The organism is Microcoleus sp. EPA2 (genome assembly GCA_020882975.1).
Classification (GTDB): Bacteria; Cyanobacteriota; Cyanobacteriia; order Cyanobacteriales; family Microcoleaceae; genus Microcoleus.
This window is the reverse complement of record JAHRFD010000003.1, coordinates 133,057-147,097: the sequence shown is the minus strand read 5'-3', so window position 1 is coordinate 147,097 and position 14,041 is coordinate 133,057. Positions and strand designations below refer to the sequence as shown.

Here is a 14,041-nt window from a genome sequence, read left to right as displayed (position 1 = left end):
TACTACCTGTGTTGATTATATGATGAATTTACAAGAAGTTCAATCAATAAACTTGAGGCGACCAATTTGAATATAATCAAATATTCGATTTATTTGATATCGTTCGTCTTCGGAAATTTTCTCGTTGGACAGGATGGCAGAAGTTAGAATTAAATGTTCCCGGCGGGCGAGCTTGCCCGATGCTAAAATTCGATCGACCATTTGAGTGAGTGTTAAGTTTGATTTGTTCTGAGATGTTCGCATATTATTATCAAGGAAGAAGGAAGAAGGAATAAGATCGATGTGAAGAAGGAAGAAGTTACCCCCCCCAAGACTAACTAATTTATTGGAGAAACGCTATATGCAAGTTTATCGACTTCCGGTACTGTCGGATAATTACATTTTTTTGCTGCACGATCGCGATCGCAATCTAGCAGCAGTGATCGATCCAGCCCAAGCCCACCCTGTCTTGCAGCAACTGCAAGCACTGGGAGCCGAATTAACCAAAATTTTGATTACCCACCACCACAACGATCATATAGGTGGCAACCTGGAACTGATCGATCGCTTCCCCCAAGTTAAAGTCTACGGTGGCGCAGAAGACAGGGGCAGAATTCCAGGACAGCAAATCTTTTTACAAGGGGGCGATCGAGTTTCTTTCGCAGACAGAACCGCCTCCATCTTATTCGTACCCGGACACACAAAAGCCCACATCGCCTACTATTTCCCGCCCAACAACCCAGCCCAAACCGGCGAATTGTTCTGCGGTGACACCCTATTTGGCGGAGGCTGTGGCCGACTCAAAGAAGGTACTCCCAGTCAGATGGTAGCTTCCCTGGAACAACTGCGAAACCTGCCAGACAATACTAGAGTTTGGTGCGCCCACGAATACACCCTCAATAATCTGCGATTTGCTCTGACTGTAGATAGTGAAAATCTAGAGTTACAGAAGCGTTTCGCCGAAGTCAAGGCCGCCCGCAGCCGTAATCAAGCCACGATACCATCATCGATCGCACTCGAAAAAAGTACCAACCCATTTTTGCGCTGGGATCATCCTAGTATTCAATCGGCCACCCACAGCCAGGATTCGGTACAAACCTTCGCCCGCTTGCGGGGTATGAAAGAGCAATTTTGAGTATGGGAGTCCTGTTTGCTTTTTCCTTCCTGGTTGCGATCGCCACTCAGACTTCGGTATTATAGAATGTTCGAGTTAAAAACCACTAGCAAAGATCATGGCCAAGCGCGTCCAATTAGTTTTAAACAAAGATGTCAGCAAGCTGGGTAAAGCTGGCGACGTAGTAGAAGTAGCCCCCGGTTACGCCCGCAACTACCTAGTACCCCAAGGCATGGGATTTCGCGCCACTCCGGGCATTCTCAAGCAAGCAGAACGTCGCAGAGAAACAGAAAGACTCCGCCAGCTAGAGCTCAAGCAGCAAGCTGAAGTCCGCAAAACAGCGCTGGAAGCAGCAGGTCCTTTCATCATCTCCAAGCAAGTCGGCGAAGGAAACGCTATTTTTGGTACTGTTACTAACCAAGAAGTAGCAGAACTGATTTTCAACTCTACCAGTCAAGAAGTCGATCGCCGTGGCATCTCCCTGCCGGAAATTCGCGAAACTGGTACTTATAAAGCTGAAATCAAATTACACGCAGAAGTTGCCGCTGAAGTTGAAATTCAAGTTATTCCTATGTAATTGGGTATTGGGTATTGGGCGTTGGGCAACCCCCCCCAAGGGGGGATGGCATTGGGCATTGGCAGCCCCAAGCTAGTAACCGATAACCCATTCCCAATTCCCGATTCCCGATTCCCGATTCCCCATTCCCCATAATTCATGAGCGACTTGATGCCAACAAATGTAGAGGCAGAAGAAGCAATTCTGGGCGGGATTTTAATTGACCCCGAAGCCATTTCTCGAATTGCTGAACTTTTGCGTCCTGAATTTTTTGCCATCAGCGCTCATCAAGTCATTTATCGCTCGGCTTTAGACTTGTTTTTTCAAGGTCAGCCTACGGATTTAATGACAGTTACTACTCGATTAGCCGATCGCAATCAGTTAGAACAAATAGGAGGACAAAGCAAACTAGCACAATTAGTCGATCGCACCGTTTCTGCTGTCAACATCGACCAATATGCCGTCTTAGTAGAAGACAAATACCAGCGACGGAAATTAATCGAAGCAGGTAACAACATCGTACAATTAGGTTACGAGACAGCCACACCCTTAGAAACAGTTTTAGACCGCGCCGAACAACAAATTTTTAGCATAACTCAAGAACGTCCCCAACAAGATTTAGTATCCATCGGCGAAACCCTAAATCAGACATTTCAAGACCTCGAAAACCGCAATGAAGGACTCACACTTCCCGGTATTCCCTGCGGTTTTTATGACTTAGATGCTATGACAGGAGGCTTTCAGCGATCGGATTTAATCATCGTTGCTGGGCGTCCGGCCATGGGAAAAACGGCCTTTTGTACCAACATCGCCCACCACATCGCGGCCGGGCCGCAAAAATTGCCGGTTGCCATTTTTAGCCTAGAAATGTCAAAAGAACAGCTTGTGCAGCGCATTTTGTCCGGTGAAGCTAGAATAGAAAGTAATCGATTGCGATCGGGCAGAATTAGTCAAAACGAATGGGAACCCATCAGTACAGCTATTGGCCGCCTCTCAGAATTGCCAATGTTTATTGATGACACTCCTAATATTACAGTGACAGAAATTCGCTCAAAAGCCCGTCGCCTTCAAGCAGAACAAGGCGGAACCCTAGGATTAATCCTGCTAGATTATCTACAATTAATGGAAGGTAGCAGCGACAATCGCGTCCAAGAACTATCTCGAATTACCAGAAGCCTCAAAGGTTTAGCCCGCGAACTCAGCGTACCAATTATTGCCTTATCTCAGTTGAGTCGAGGTGTGGAAGCGCGGACAAATAAGCGGCCGATGATGTCGGATTTGAGAGAAAGTGGAAGTATCGAACAAGATGCGGATTTAGTAATTATGTTGTACCGTGATGAATATTATAATCCAGATACCCCCGATCGCGGCATTGCAGAAGTCATTATTACCAAACACAGAAACGGCCCTACAGGTGTGATTAAATTATTATTCGATGGTCAGGTAACAAAATTCTTAAATCTGCAAGCAAGACGAAGTTAATCGCAACATATCCCTGTTTGTAATATCGTTGACCGTTGCATCGGAATGATTGAACCTTACTAGAACACAGAGAATACAGAGAGAGCGGAGAGAAATGAATAATTCCGATGAAGATAGGAATTGATATAAACTCTTTGTGCAATAGGCATCTTCCCTGTTCATAACCTAGGTAAAAGCTCTAAATTCAAGAAACCCGGTTCCTTAAAAAAACCGGGTTTCTCAACAGCGTAAAAAAAGTTTTACGTTGAATTAGATTCCGCTACTTAACCAGAAATCTTCAACAATTCCACATCAAAAATTAGTGTGGCATTGGGAGGAATCACCCCACCCGCACCACGAGCACCGTAACCCAAATCGGGAGGAATAATCAACTGGCGTCGGTCTCCAACTTTCATTGTACCTACACCTTCATCCCAACCCTTAATCACTTGGCCCACACCAATTCTGAACTGGAAAGGAGAATTGCGATCGCGCGAACTATCAAATTTCGTGCCATCCTCCAAAGTGCCAGTATAGTGAACGACAACCGTCTGACCAGTTTTGGGAGTCGCCCCGTCACCCTCTTTTAATTCAACATATTTCAAACCAGAATCTGTGGTGACAATCTTCTCAGTTTTCTCAGTATTTTCAGTCATCTTACTTCCATCGTTAGTAGGTGATACATTCGGTAAAGTAGCATCAGCTACTAGGAGACTATTTTCATTTAAAGACTGCTCTGACAATATCTCAATCGCAGTCTGGGGTAAAGAACTATTCACTTCGGCGGCTATTGCTTTTTCCCCAGAACCGCTAAATTGAGCGACTATCAAAAACAAAACACAAACCAGCATTACTCCCAAGCTGACTAGAACTCCTTGCAAAATTAATCCTCCTTACATTCAAGAATTATTTCTCGAAACCAGCTCAAAACCCAAAAATCTTTTCGTTACAAAAAGACGGCGGATGCAAACTCATTCTTCAGACAGAAGTATGAATTCCGAAGGCAGAAAGCTGTTAATTCTACTTTCTACCTTTATGAGCATTCTACCTTGGGGCGAGCCTCCGATCGCAGGATAGCAGGGAACAGCCCCACCGCACCAAACTCAACGCCAGTGACGATTTTCTAAATCCCTCACCTGACGTTCGAGTCGATCGAGCCTACCACGCAACTCATCCATTTCCGACTGTCGTGGCACACCCATATCTTGCAGCATATTCCGCATTTGCCGCTGCAACTGCGTCTCCCAATTCCCCTGTTCCGACTTAAGCTGCTCTGTCATGTCCTCCACAAAGGTTTTAGCTTGCTCAGGGTTGATTTTGCCATCTTTAACCCATTGCTCGCTGACTTCCTGCAATTTCTCGGCCACCAGGGAGGTAGTACCAATCCCCAACATCACCAGTTGTTTGAGTAAGTTGTTATTGTTATCCATAGATTTTTCCTAGTGTTTGCCCCAAAAGACCCGATCGACTCAAGTCACCTGCCAAAGCTGCGAAACCATTAGTAAACTTAAAGTTACATCAGCGCTGACCTACCTTTCTATTTTGGAGCATCCCAGCCCCTGCTGGCGAGTCTAATCCACCCATGGGCGTGCGGAAAACCCCCTAATCTACCTACCTGTAACCTATCCCATCACCAGCAACGTCAATGCCAGATTGCCCTCGCTGTCACCTACCCGTGGACACCCAAGCCATCACCTGTGGACACTGCAAAACCCCTCTCAAAGCTTTCGGACATCCCGGTATCCCCCTTTATCGATCGAAACCCCAAGAATTTTTATGTACCACCTGTACATACCACGAAGACGACACCTGCAACTATCCCCAGCGTCCCTTCGCCCAAGAGTGTACCCTTTATCACAACAAGGCCCAACCAATCGTACCCCAGGCGACCCCTGACATCAGCGGTGGCTGGCAAAGAGCGGTCAAAAATTGGTGTCAGCGGCATCAAGTTTGGTTAGCTTTATTAGCTTTAATTGTGATTAGTATTGCTCTCTCAATTTAACACTTCCAGAGCATTTTTAATGAAACCTGTCGCAAATTCGAGCTTTAACAGGACTTACCCCCATGACTAATTACCAATCTGGCGGCAAATTGTAATATTCGAGAGTCGATCGATCTTTGAGCAATTCTTGAGTTTTCTCATCGACCCGAATCTGACCCTCAGCCAAAATTAACGCCCTTTGAGTCGTCTTCCCAATCCAGTTCAAATCGTGGGAAGCTATCAAAATCACCTCGATGGGTAATTGCGACAAAACCTTGGCTAAATGTCTACGCCAGGATGGATCTAGTCCATTGGTCGGCTCATCCAAAATCAAAATTGCTGGCTCTAATGCTAAAATTGCCGCTAGCGCCGCCAACCTTCTTTGACCCCCAGAAAGCTCGTGGGCTGAACGATGGGCAAATTCTACCAAACCAAATTCATCTAATAGGGCTAAAGCTCGATCGCGCGCCAGTCCCGCTGATACCCCATAATTGCGCGGCCCGAACATGACATCCTCTAATATAGTTGGCATAAATAGCTGATCGTTGGCATCTTGAAAACAAAATCCAATCTGTCGGCGTATTTCGGGTAAATTACTTTGTTCTAGCTTAGTTCCCTTCACTCTAATCTCTCCTGAGAGAGGCATTTTTAAGCCAATTAAATTTTCTAACAAAGTGCTTTTTCCAGCGCCGGTTAAACCTAGTAGGGCAACTCTTTCTCCCGGTTGCAAGGTGAAGGAAATTTCTTGCAATACTGGTTTTTGCTGTGGATATCCAAAGACTATTTTTTCTACTTTGATGGTTGGTGTCACTTTGAGATTAGTCAATTTTTGTTTGCCTCGATTTTTGGATTAAGAGTTTTTAACCGCAGAGGGCGCTCTTGGCGCAGAGAGAGGAATGGAGAAGGTAAAAAGTTAAAATATAGATGCAGGAATTAATCAATTCCTGATTGCCTAGGCTCTAGGCCCAATTTCCATAAGATGCTATTGTTAATCCGGCTGCGGTTAAAATGGTGATTGTTAGCCATAGTCGCTCTTTTGGTGTTGATTTTGAGTCGCCTGGTAAGGTTCCTTGATAGCCACGAATTAGCATGGCTGCGTGGACTCTTTCTGCGCGATCGAGACTTCGCAAATAAAGCGATCCGATCATTGATGCACTAGCGTAGCGCAGCCATCCACCTGTACCTGATAAGCCTCGTAGTTGGGCCGCTCTTTTCATGCTGTTGACTTCCGCTAGCAAGATTTCTAAGTATTGCCCTGCTAATAGCACAATTTCTTGTAAGCCGGCTGGTAGTGGCAATCCTTTCAGGGCTATTCCCAAACTGTGCGGTGGCAAAGTTAGCAGAAAACTGTTCATAATTAGCAGACAAATGAGGGAACGTACTAACAGAAAACTTGCACGTTCCCAACCTTGGGGTAGCACTAATAAGGAGAGAAAAATTAATTCTGTTCCTAACAGTTGGACTAAGGTTTGCAGTGGCGCTCTCTGCCACAAGGACCAACAAAGTGCGATCGCCCCATAAATTCCCAGCCACAGCCAAGCCCCTGTCTTCATGAAACCAATGCCAATGACTATTGTTAGAGACAGGCGCAGTCGAAAAGGTATCGATAGTTTAGACATCTTTCGGTTTAATTAACTGAACAATCCCAAAGGCCGCCCCGAAACTGACGGCAGAGCCTAAAAGTCCAGCAATGCTGGTACCGATAGGCTGTTCTTCTAATCCTTTAACACTGTAATCTGCTAAGGGAGTAGGATTTTCTATCGCCACAGATTCTTTTTCTTTAAAACCGTATTTTTCGGCTACTGCTTCTAACCCGTCTGGCCAACTGGAAGCAAATAGTGACAGCACGCCACTAATTAATAAAATCGCTATTACTGGTGCTACCCATTTCTGCAATTGTGGTTGCTCTCCTGGTAACAAATCTGGCCGTACTTTGACTAGGTAAGTTAAAACACTGGCTGTAATTACCCCTTCTCCAATCCCAATTAAAATATGAACTCCTACCATTGCTGGCAATGCGATATTAAGTGATACTGTTCCAGAAATTGCTAATTGGATTGCCACGCAAATCGAAGCCGCCACAACGCTGAGGGCGGCTGCAATCCCCGCTGCTAGTGGCAAACGATTTCGGGAACCTCCCAACAGTCGCTGCAAGGGCTGCAACAGCCACCAGCCTACCCAAATTCCGACTAGCCCCATATTAAAAATATTCGCTCCCAGGGCGGTGATACCGCCATCGGCAAATAAAACACTCTGAATGATAAACACCGTACTCATTGCCAGAGTTGCCGCCCAAGGGTTCCCCAACACCACAGATGCTAGGGCTCCTCCCAATAAGTGTCCGCTGGTGCCACCCGCTACAGGAAAGTTAATCATCTGGGCTGCAAACACGAAAGCAGTGGTTAAACCCATGATTGGGGCTTGCCGCAGCCCAAGACTTTCGCGCGTTCGATTCAGGGCAACGGCGATTGCTGCTGCACTTGCTATGCCGGTGGCAATGGCTACCGGCGGTGAAAGAAAGCCATCAGGTATGTGCATGGATTTATCCTAAACGGGAGAACTCTCAACCCTTTAGTCAACTATTTTTTACAAAAATTTACAACCCCCTCTGGGGGCATTTCTACGGGCGATCGCTCTGGGTATGGGCGGTGGGCGATCGACTATTTCCCGTAGATTCGGGCTTTACAGCCAGACGATCGAGGATTTTACCTTCAAATTAAATAATTCTGAAGAATTAATTGAGCCAGGGCTCAAAACACACCATTATCAGCTCCCTCATTTTTCCATAAGTACCGATTCTAAGGCGATCGAGCTCCCAAAAGAGCGATCGGCGATGTCAATTATTCCCATCTCCAATCTCCCCTGGTTTTACGGACTCAACAGCAAAATCTAGCTCTAGTCGAAGCTGTGACATAAATATTAAGAAAATATAAAGAAAAAACTGAAACCTCCTAATTAGTTTTATTCTCAATTATTGAGAATCTATAGCATTAAGTTATTAGCGCTAACACCAGCAGCAAAATAGCTAAATGCCTAGTTAAACCAAGATTATGGGCTATTCCTGACCTCAAAAGCCAAATATTCTGGGTACTAGGTCTGAAGCGAGCAATAATTTAGCAGTTATCGATCGGGCTAATGGGCGATCGGTTCTGGTGATATAGGTTTTTTTCTCAAAAGACTCTAGCTACTAATGCAAATATTCTCAAATAACTTCCTGCATCATCCCAACTCAAGGAGACCCAGCAGTGGTACAACACTCAAAACAAGACTCAACTACAGATTTAGCTACATCGGAATTTCCCAGACAACTAGATATTGCTCAAGTTTCCATCTACGGGCTGAGCTTTTTATCCGCTGGTTTATTTCTGTTTTTACCCCTAGTTAACCTCTTGCATCCGAGCCCTTGGCAGCGGTGGATGGGTACAATTCACGGCATGGGTGCAATGTTTGCATTAGTGGTGATGGTTTATACCGGACATTTGGCATTTCCATTGTTGCGAGGGGCCGGTAAAATCTTGCCACAAATGCGAACCTTAGCCTTTTGGTCAACTATTTTGAGTTTTTTGGCCATTGCTACTGGTAACTGGGCTTATATGCGGTATCGAGCAGGTATAAATTTCGGCGGAGCAAGAGCTTTGCTAAAAGAAAACTCTCCTCTAGGGCAGTACGTTTTGATGGAATATCACGAATTTAGCGTATTGTTTACACTGCCTTTAACAGTAGCTTGCACCTGGATTTTATGGAACTATGGCGACTCAATTTTAGACAAAAAAAATCGCCCAGTTTTAACAGCTACCTGTGTAGCTTTGATGGCAATCATGTTTTTTGCAATGGGTGGCATGGTGAGCGGAATTGGTGTTGCTAAAATTCAAGCTCTGTAGTTAGTAGTTACTTTACCTAAGATAGGAGCATTTTCAAATGACTAGACAATTAAATCGCCAATCTTATGCCAATCATCAACCTTTTTACGGTAAATTATGGAGCAAATTCAAACAGTTTCCCAGCGGTTTAGCTGAAGGCTCCGAAACAGGGCTTAGTGTTTCTGGACCCGCCGCAGCAGCAGTAATTAGTGCCACAATTGGTTGTTTTACCATGATGGTGACTCACCACTTGTCAGACACATCTAAAGCCAGAGAAGCATTTATTTGGTCTCTCGGTACTTGGATTCCCGGAAGCAAGACTGATAGCGAATTGTGGGGTAATATCGGCAGTTACACTGGCAAAGAAACTATGTTACTTGTCGGTTGGCTTATCAGTTGGTCAATTCTCCATACTCTATGGAAGAATCAGAACATTAAAAGCCGTACCATATTTTTCTGGATGTTTGCTTTGTTAATCGCTGCCACAGCTATGTGTTGGCATCCTCTATTCCCCTATTTGCCGTTAACTTAATAAATAATTCGAGGTTTAATAATGGAAACGAAAAATAAGCCACTTCCGGCCAGGGAGATGCACAAAATAGTTTGGGTTGGCGTTGGAGTTTTGACTCTTTTCTTTGTGACTTATCCCATCGCCATGTGGCGGGTTAGCCAAAAAGAAAAGTTTTTCGGTTCCCACATCAAGTCTTTGACAGTTGAGGGGAAAAATCCTGCTGACACACCAGCAAAAAATGTTACCACTGTCGCTAATCAGTCTTCTGAACCAGCTAGTGCAAGTATTCCTAAAGATCGGCCTGTCCCAGCTTTACCATCAGCAGCTAAGCCAGAAGTTCCGGCGGTGGATATTACAAAGAAAACAGCAGAAATCATCGATCGCCCTCAATTAGATGAGTTAGCTCTCAAAGTGTACGATCGCATAAATCAGACTTGGAAAACTAGCCCCACGTTCACTCAAAATCTAGTCTATCAAGTCAGTGCAAGTCAAGACGGGGCGATCGCCAATTTCGAGCCACTCAACCAGCCTGCCAAGGATTTCACCCAAGAAACTCCCCTACCAAATCTGCTCACAGCTTCCGAAACTACCACTAGCAATAGCCCCGCACCAGTCGCGAAGTTGACAGTGGTATTCGCTCCTACTGGAACCTTAGAAGTTAACCCGTAACTCACCTAAAACATCTATCCAGTAAGGTACTTATGGCGCACCTTAATTTTAAATTATCATTTAAATGTGATATTATAAGTTGCGCCCTGTAAAGCATTCTACATCTTAAACAACAAATGAAAGAACTCGACGAGAAAAAAACCCAAGAACTGCTATGCACCATCATGGAATGGGAACTAGCAGGAGTAGTACGCTACACCCACTACGCACTAATGGTGACAGGACCAAACCGGATTCCTATCGTGCAGTTTTTTCAAGCACAAGCAACCGAATCCCTACTCCATGCCCAACAAGCCGGAGAAATTTTAACAGGCTTAGATGGACATCCCAGCCAGAAAATTGCTCCGATAGAAGAAACCTACAAACATTCGATAAAAGACTTGTTGGAAGAAAGTTTAAATCACGAAAAAAAAGCGCTAAAAAAGTATAAATCCTTACTAGAAGTCGTTACAGACTCCAGCGTTTATCTGGAAGAGTATGCCCGTACTCTGATTGGACAAGAAGAATTGCACCAAGTAGAACTCAAAAAAATGCTACGGGATTATAGTTGAGTTTGTTATTGGTTATTTGTTAGTTGTTATTGGTTATTTGTTAGTTGTTATTTGTTAGTTGTTATGGGTATAAAATAAAAACTAACAAATAACTCTAATCGCGATGGTGACCAATAACAAACAACAAATAACCCTTCCATTTCGCGGTGTCCTGCCCTTCGAGTACGCTCACGAACCGCGTAGCCGAAGGGCAGGACACCGCCAACAACAAACAACAAATAACAAACAACAAGTAACAACTAACAAATAACAAATAACCAATAACAACTAACAAATAAATGAACTTTACTGAAGCCATCCCAACTTTTGTAATTACCCTCCGCGAAGGCGTAGAAGCAGCCTTAGTCGTGGGGATAGTCCTAGCTTGCTTAAAAAAAGCCGACCAAACTAATCTCAATTCTTGGGTTTATGCAGGTATCGCAGCCGGCATAGGCGCTAGCGCTGGTGTGGGTGCATTATTCAATCAGTTACTCCACATACTCTCAACATCAAATCAGCCTTACGCACCAGTAATTAAGCAACTACTCGAAGGTGGTTTGGGAATTGTCGCCATAGTAATGCTAAGTTGGATGCTAATTTGGATGACTCAGCAAGCCCGCTTTCTTAAAGCAGAAGTCGAAGGAGCAGTAACAGCAGCTTTGACAGAAAATGCTAATGCTGGCTGGGGCGTATTCGGCTTAATTTTTATCGCCGTACTTCGCGAAGGTTTTGAAACAGTTATATTTGTCAGCGCTCAATTTCAACAAGGTTTAACTCCGGCTTTAGGTGCTTTAGCCGGTTTGCTTGGGGCGGCAATCATAGGCGCGCTAATTTTCCAGTGGGGTGTCAAAATTGAACTGGGCAAGTTTTTCAAATTTATGGGAATCTTATTATTGCTAATTGTCGCCGGTTTAGCAGTATCCGCACTCAAACATTTTGACTCCTCTGCTGCCCTTTTGTCCCAGACAGATATCAACTATGCAGGGATTTGTGTTTTTTTCGATCGCACTGCACAACTCCACTCCTGTATTTTAGGTCCGATGCTGTGGAATGCAGAGGCAATTTTGCCCGATCGCAAATTTCCTGGAATTGTACTCAAAGCACTATTCGGATACAGAGATCGACTTTATCTAGTCCAAGGAATCGGTTATGCTATGTTCTTAGTCATCGTCGGCAGTCTTTATTTCCAAAAATTAGGCAACAAGCCAAATTTGACCAGCAAAAATGCTAAGTCTGCTACAGAACAAGCAAGCTAGTTACGTCTAACTTGCTCACACCAGCGGTTGCTATACCACCAATCAAACCTTGTCTGAATCGCCCTTAATTTCACCATTTCCAGAACCCGATCGCCCAAATATCCCTCACTGGCTACACTGGTTAGATACCTGTCCCAGTACCAACACGATCGCCATCGCCCGCGCAGCCCAACTCAAACACGGAGATGTCGTATTTACCAAACGACAAACCAGTGGTAGAGGCCAACACGGGCGCACATGGCACGCCCCAACCGGTGTTTTGACTGCGAGTTTTGTACTCGATAACCTCAACACTAATCTGCTACCTGGACTCAGTTTAGCCGTCGGTTTAGCCGTGATTTATGCGATCGAAGATTTAGTTGCTGACTGTCGCACTCTGCTGCGCCTGAAATGGCCAAACGACATTTGGATCGATCGCCGCAAATTAGCCGGAATTCTCTGCGAAGCCACTTCTAGCAATGTTTCCGCCACAACTCGCGCCGTAGTCGGCATCGGCATCAACCTGTGTGTAGACTTCGATCTCCGCGGACTTGATGCCAGCGCGATCGGCAATGCAGTAAGCTTGCATTCTATAGCTAGCCAAGTGCCAGATGAACTGTGTTTGCTCGATCGACTGCGACAATATCTCCTGGAACTAGCCCATATGTTTCACAAAAATGACAAACCAGCAGGAAAATCCGGTTTAGCCAGACTGTTGCCAGAATTACAGCACCGTGATGCACTTTTTGGTTGCCCAGTGGCAATCGAACTTTCCGACAAAACCATCTACGGACAAGCCACCGGCATTGACGAAGGTGGTCGTTTGCGATTGCGTTTAGAGGGCGATCGCATACAAGCCTTTGCCTCCGGGCGAGTTCGCTTAAAAAATTGACGGTTGACTACTGACTAACTACTAACTACTAACTACTAACTACTGACTAATGACTACTGACTAATGACTACTGACTACTAACTACTAACTACTAACTACTGACTAATGACTACTGACTACTGACTACTGACTACTGACTAATGACTACTAACTACTGACTAATGACTACTAACTACTGACTAATGACTACTGACTACTAACTACTGACTACTGACTAATGACTACTAACTACTGACTAATGACTACTAACTACTGACTACTGACTACTGACTACTAACTACTGACTACTGACTACTGACTACTGACTACTGACTACTAACTACTAACTACTGACTAATGACTACTGACTAATGACTAATGACTACTGACTACTGACTAATGACTACTAACTACTGACTACTAACTACTGACTACTAACTACTGACTAATGACTAATGACTACTGACTAATGACTACTAACTACTGACTACTGACTAATGACTAATGACTAATGACTAATGACTAATGACTAATGACTAATGACTGCGTTAAAATTGTTCAATCTATTGACAAAATCTCTAATCCATGCCAACATTCACCCAAAAATCCACCCGTCCTTTCCACCCTGAACACACATATCCTTGCCCAGTTTGTCGCACTGGCGAAATTTCTCCCATGCCCATGATGGAAGCCCTAGCTTGCAACTTCTGTCAACACATTTTCACGGGCAACGAAGAAAGACAAATGCTCAAAATGGCCGATCGAGCACCACCGATAACTTGGCACTGGAACGGCAAACAGTGGATCGGAACCCACCTCGAAGGCGTAGAATTCGGATGGCCCTACTTAGCAGCAGCACTGGGTCTAATTTTCCTGCCCACTACCTTGCTAGGGCTGTCAGCTTACTATTTTCCCCCGGTTCCCGGCAGCCGACTGTCGTGGTTGCCCGCAGCTTGGACAGGGCTAGCATTTTTGTCCCATTTAGGAATTGTCCTGTGGTTGGTAGGTGAATTTTATCAATTCCCCCTGGTGACATACTTCAGGGCTTGGTGGCGACGGATTCAGCGATTGTAAATGGAATTGTCAATTGTCGATCGCACATCTCCCCTCACTCTTGTAAAACAAGCCTCAACAGCCTGTTGAAAGCTGGCTGTTGAGAAGATTTCCATTAAATAGTCCTGGACACATCGGCATCTAAAAGCCCGTTTTTTCTGGGAAAATCCTTCCTTCGATCCGGCAGATGCACTCAAAAATCTGGTTTCTGTGGTTGGCGC

General features: G+C 44.8%; 18 protein-coding genes. 12 read left to right on the top strand and 6 right to left on the bottom strand.

Annotation, left to right across the window (positions count from 1 at the left end; translation table 11 throughout):
- Positions 1–39: 39 nt before the first annotated feature.
- Positions 40–243 carry a hypothetical protein gene (locus AAFP14_RS04955; RefSeq protein ID WP_341731199.1) on the bottom strand — a complete coding sequence of 68 codons (204 nt, stop codon included), beginning with the start codon at positions 241–243 and terminating at the stop codon, positions 40–42.
- A gap of 97 nt (positions 244–340) precedes the next feature.
- Here AAFP14_RS04955 and gloB point away from each other — a divergent pair, with 97 nt between their 5' ends.
- From gloB to dnaB, 3 genes are all read left to right on the top strand, one after another.
- Positions 341–1,114, top strand: coding sequence for a hydroxyacylglutathione hydrolase (gene gloB / locus AAFP14_RS04950; RefSeq protein WP_341731198.1), 774 nt, complete (start codon positions 341–343; stop codon positions 1,112–1,114).
- 97 nt (positions 1,115–1,211) lie between these two features.
- A complete protein-coding gene (gene rplI, locus AAFP14_RS04945; protein WP_341731197.1) occupies positions 1,212–1,670 on the top strand; it encodes a 50S ribosomal protein L9 in 459 nt (152 codons plus the stop codon).
- A gap of 138 nt (positions 1,671–1,808) precedes the next feature.
- On the top strand, positions 1,809–3,131 hold the full coding sequence (gene dnaB / locus AAFP14_RS04940) for a replicative DNA helicase (RefSeq protein WP_341731196.1): 1,323 nt from the start codon (positions 1,809–1,811) through the stop codon (positions 3,129–3,131).
- A 263-nt stretch (positions 3,132–3,394) separates the two neighbouring features.
- On the opposite strand, the gene AAFP14_RS04935 is transcribed toward dnaB, so the two are convergent.
- On the bottom strand, positions 3,395–3,991 hold the full coding sequence (locus AAFP14_RS04935) for an FKBP-type peptidyl-prolyl cis-trans isomerase (RefSeq protein WP_341731195.1): 597 nt from the start codon (positions 3,989–3,991) through the stop codon (positions 3,395–3,397).
- A gap of 222 nt (positions 3,992–4,213) precedes the next feature.
- The gene (locus AAFP14_RS04930; RefSeq protein ID WP_341731194.1) at positions 4,214–4,540 is read right to left on the bottom strand and encodes a phasin family protein; all 327 of its coding nucleotides are present in this window, start codon (positions 4,538–4,540) and stop codon (positions 4,214–4,216) included.
- Positions 4,541–4,755: 215 nt separating this feature from the next.
- Between AAFP14_RS04930 and AAFP14_RS04925 the strand changes: the two genes are divergently transcribed.
- Positions 4,756–5,112, top strand: coding sequence for a zinc ribbon domain-containing protein (locus tag AAFP14_RS04925; RefSeq protein WP_341731193.1), 357 nt, complete (start codon positions 4,756–4,758; stop codon positions 5,110–5,112).
- 70 nt (positions 5,113–5,182) lie between these two features.
- Here AAFP14_RS04925 and AAFP14_RS04920 read toward each other — a convergent pair whose 3' ends face one another.
- The 3 genes from AAFP14_RS04920 to AAFP14_RS04910 form a co-directional block, all read right to left on the bottom strand.
- Positions 5,183–5,917 carry an energy-coupling factor ABC transporter ATP-binding protein gene (locus tag AAFP14_RS04920; protein ID WP_341731192.1) on the bottom strand — a complete coding sequence of 245 codons (735 nt, stop codon included), beginning with the start codon at positions 5,915–5,917 and terminating at the stop codon, positions 5,183–5,185.
- A gap of 133 nt (positions 5,918–6,050) precedes the next feature.
- On the bottom strand, positions 6,051–6,710 hold the full coding sequence (locus tag AAFP14_RS04915; protein WP_341731191.1) for an energy-coupling factor transporter transmembrane component T family protein: 660 nt from the start codon (positions 6,708–6,710) through the stop codon (positions 6,051–6,053).
- A complete protein-coding gene (locus AAFP14_RS04910) occupies positions 6,703–7,629 on the bottom strand; it encodes an energy-coupling factor ABC transporter permease (protein ID WP_341731190.1) in 927 nt (308 codons plus the stop codon). Before AAFP14_RS04910 ends, AAFP14_RS04915 begins: the two co-directional genes overlap by 8 nt.
- 103 nt (positions 7,630–7,732) lie before the next feature.
- Here AAFP14_RS04910 and AAFP14_RS04905 point away from each other — a divergent pair, with 103 nt between their 5' ends.
- From AAFP14_RS04905 to AAFP14_RS04870, 8 genes are all read left to right on the top strand, one after another.
- Complete coding sequence (locus tag AAFP14_RS04905; protein WP_341731189.1) at positions 7,733–7,984, top strand: hypothetical protein; 252 nt, start codon at positions 7,733–7,735, stop codon at positions 7,982–7,984.
- Positions 7,985–8,336: 352 nt separating this feature from the next.
- The gene (locus AAFP14_RS04900; protein WP_341731188.1) at positions 8,337–8,972 is read left to right on the top strand and encodes a hypothetical protein; all 636 of its coding nucleotides are present in this window, start codon (positions 8,337–8,339) and stop codon (positions 8,970–8,972) included.
- A gap of 37 nt (positions 8,973–9,009) precedes the next feature.
- Positions 9,010–9,483 (top strand): hypothetical protein, encoded by a 474-nt coding sequence (locus AAFP14_RS04895; protein ID WP_341731187.1) that lies wholly within the window; start codon positions 9,010–9,012, stop codon positions 9,481–9,483.
- A 21-nt stretch (positions 9,484–9,504) separates the two neighbouring features.
- Complete coding sequence (locus tag AAFP14_RS04890) at positions 9,505–10,131, top strand: hypothetical protein (RefSeq protein ID WP_341731186.1); 627 nt, start codon at positions 9,505–9,507, stop codon at positions 10,129–10,131.
- Positions 10,132–10,247: 116 nt separating this feature from the next.
- Positions 10,248–10,682 carry a ferritin-like domain-containing protein gene (locus tag AAFP14_RS04885; RefSeq protein ID WP_293153590.1) on the top strand — a complete coding sequence of 145 codons (435 nt, stop codon included), beginning with the start codon at positions 10,248–10,250 and terminating at the stop codon, positions 10,680–10,682.
- A 278-nt stretch (positions 10,683–10,960) separates the two neighbouring features.
- A complete protein-coding gene (locus tag AAFP14_RS04880; RefSeq protein ID WP_341731185.1) occupies positions 10,961–11,917 on the top strand; it encodes an FTR1 family iron permease in 957 nt (318 codons plus the stop codon).
- Between the two features lie 49 nt (positions 11,918–11,966).
- The gene (locus AAFP14_RS04875) at positions 11,967–12,788 is read left to right on the top strand and encodes a biotin--[acetyl-CoA-carboxylase] ligase (protein WP_341731184.1); all 822 of its coding nucleotides are present in this window, start codon (positions 11,967–11,969) and stop codon (positions 12,786–12,788) included.
- 564 nt (positions 12,789–13,352) lie between these two features.
- Positions 13,353–13,841 (top strand): hypothetical protein, encoded by a 489-nt coding sequence (locus tag AAFP14_RS04870; protein WP_341731183.1) that lies wholly within the window; start codon positions 13,353–13,355, stop codon positions 13,839–13,841.
- The last annotated feature ends 200 nt before the right edge of the window (positions 13,842–14,041 follow it).

Coding starts and splice junctions, on each gene's coding strand:
- AAFP14_RS04895 (WP_341731187.1), top strand. CDS start 9,010: ATGACTAGACAATTAAATCGCCAATCTTATGCCAATCATCAACCTTTT.
- AAFP14_RS04885 (WP_293153590.1), top strand. CDS start 10,248: ATGAAAGAACTCGACGAGAAAAAAACCCAAGAACTGCTATGCACCATC.
- AAFP14_RS04925 (WP_341731193.1), top strand. CDS start 4,756: ATGCCAGATTGCCCTCGCTGTCACCTACCCGTGGACACCCAAGCCATC.
- dnaB (WP_341731196.1), top strand. CDS start 1,809: ATGAGCGACTTGATGCCAACAAATGTAGAGGCAGAAGAAGCAATTCTG.
- AAFP14_RS04880 (WP_341731185.1), top strand. CDS start 10,961: ATGAACTTTACTGAAGCCATCCCAACTTTTGTAATTACCCTCCGCGAA.
- rplI (WP_341731197.1), top strand. CDS start 1,212: ATGGCCAAGCGCGTCCAATTAGTTTTAAACAAAGATGTCAGCAAGCTG.
- AAFP14_RS04905 (WP_341731189.1), top strand. CDS start 7,733: ATGGGCGGTGGGCGATCGACTATTTCCCGTAGATTCGGGCTTTACAGC.
- AAFP14_RS04890 (WP_341731186.1), top strand. CDS start 9,505: ATGGAAACGAAAAATAAGCCACTTCCGGCCAGGGAGATGCACAAAATA.
- AAFP14_RS04915 (WP_341731191.1), bottom strand. CDS start 6,710: ATGTCTAAACTATCGATACCTTTTCGACTGCGCCTGTCTCTAACAATA.
- AAFP14_RS04955 (WP_341731199.1), bottom strand. CDS start 243: ATGCGAACATCTCAGAACAAATCAAACTTAACACTCACTCAAATGGTC.
- AAFP14_RS04930 (WP_341731194.1), bottom strand. CDS start 4,540: ATGGATAACAATAACAACTTACTCAAACAACTGGTGATGTTGGGGATT.
- AAFP14_RS04910 (WP_341731190.1), bottom strand. CDS start 7,629: ATGCACATACCTGATGGCTTTCTTTCACCGCCGGTAGCCATTGCCACC.
- gloB (WP_341731198.1), top strand. CDS start 341: ATGCAAGTTTATCGACTTCCGGTACTGTCGGATAATTACATTTTTTTG.
- AAFP14_RS04870 (WP_341731183.1), top strand. CDS start 13,353: ATGCCAACATTCACCCAAAAATCCACCCGTCCTTTCCACCCTGAACAC.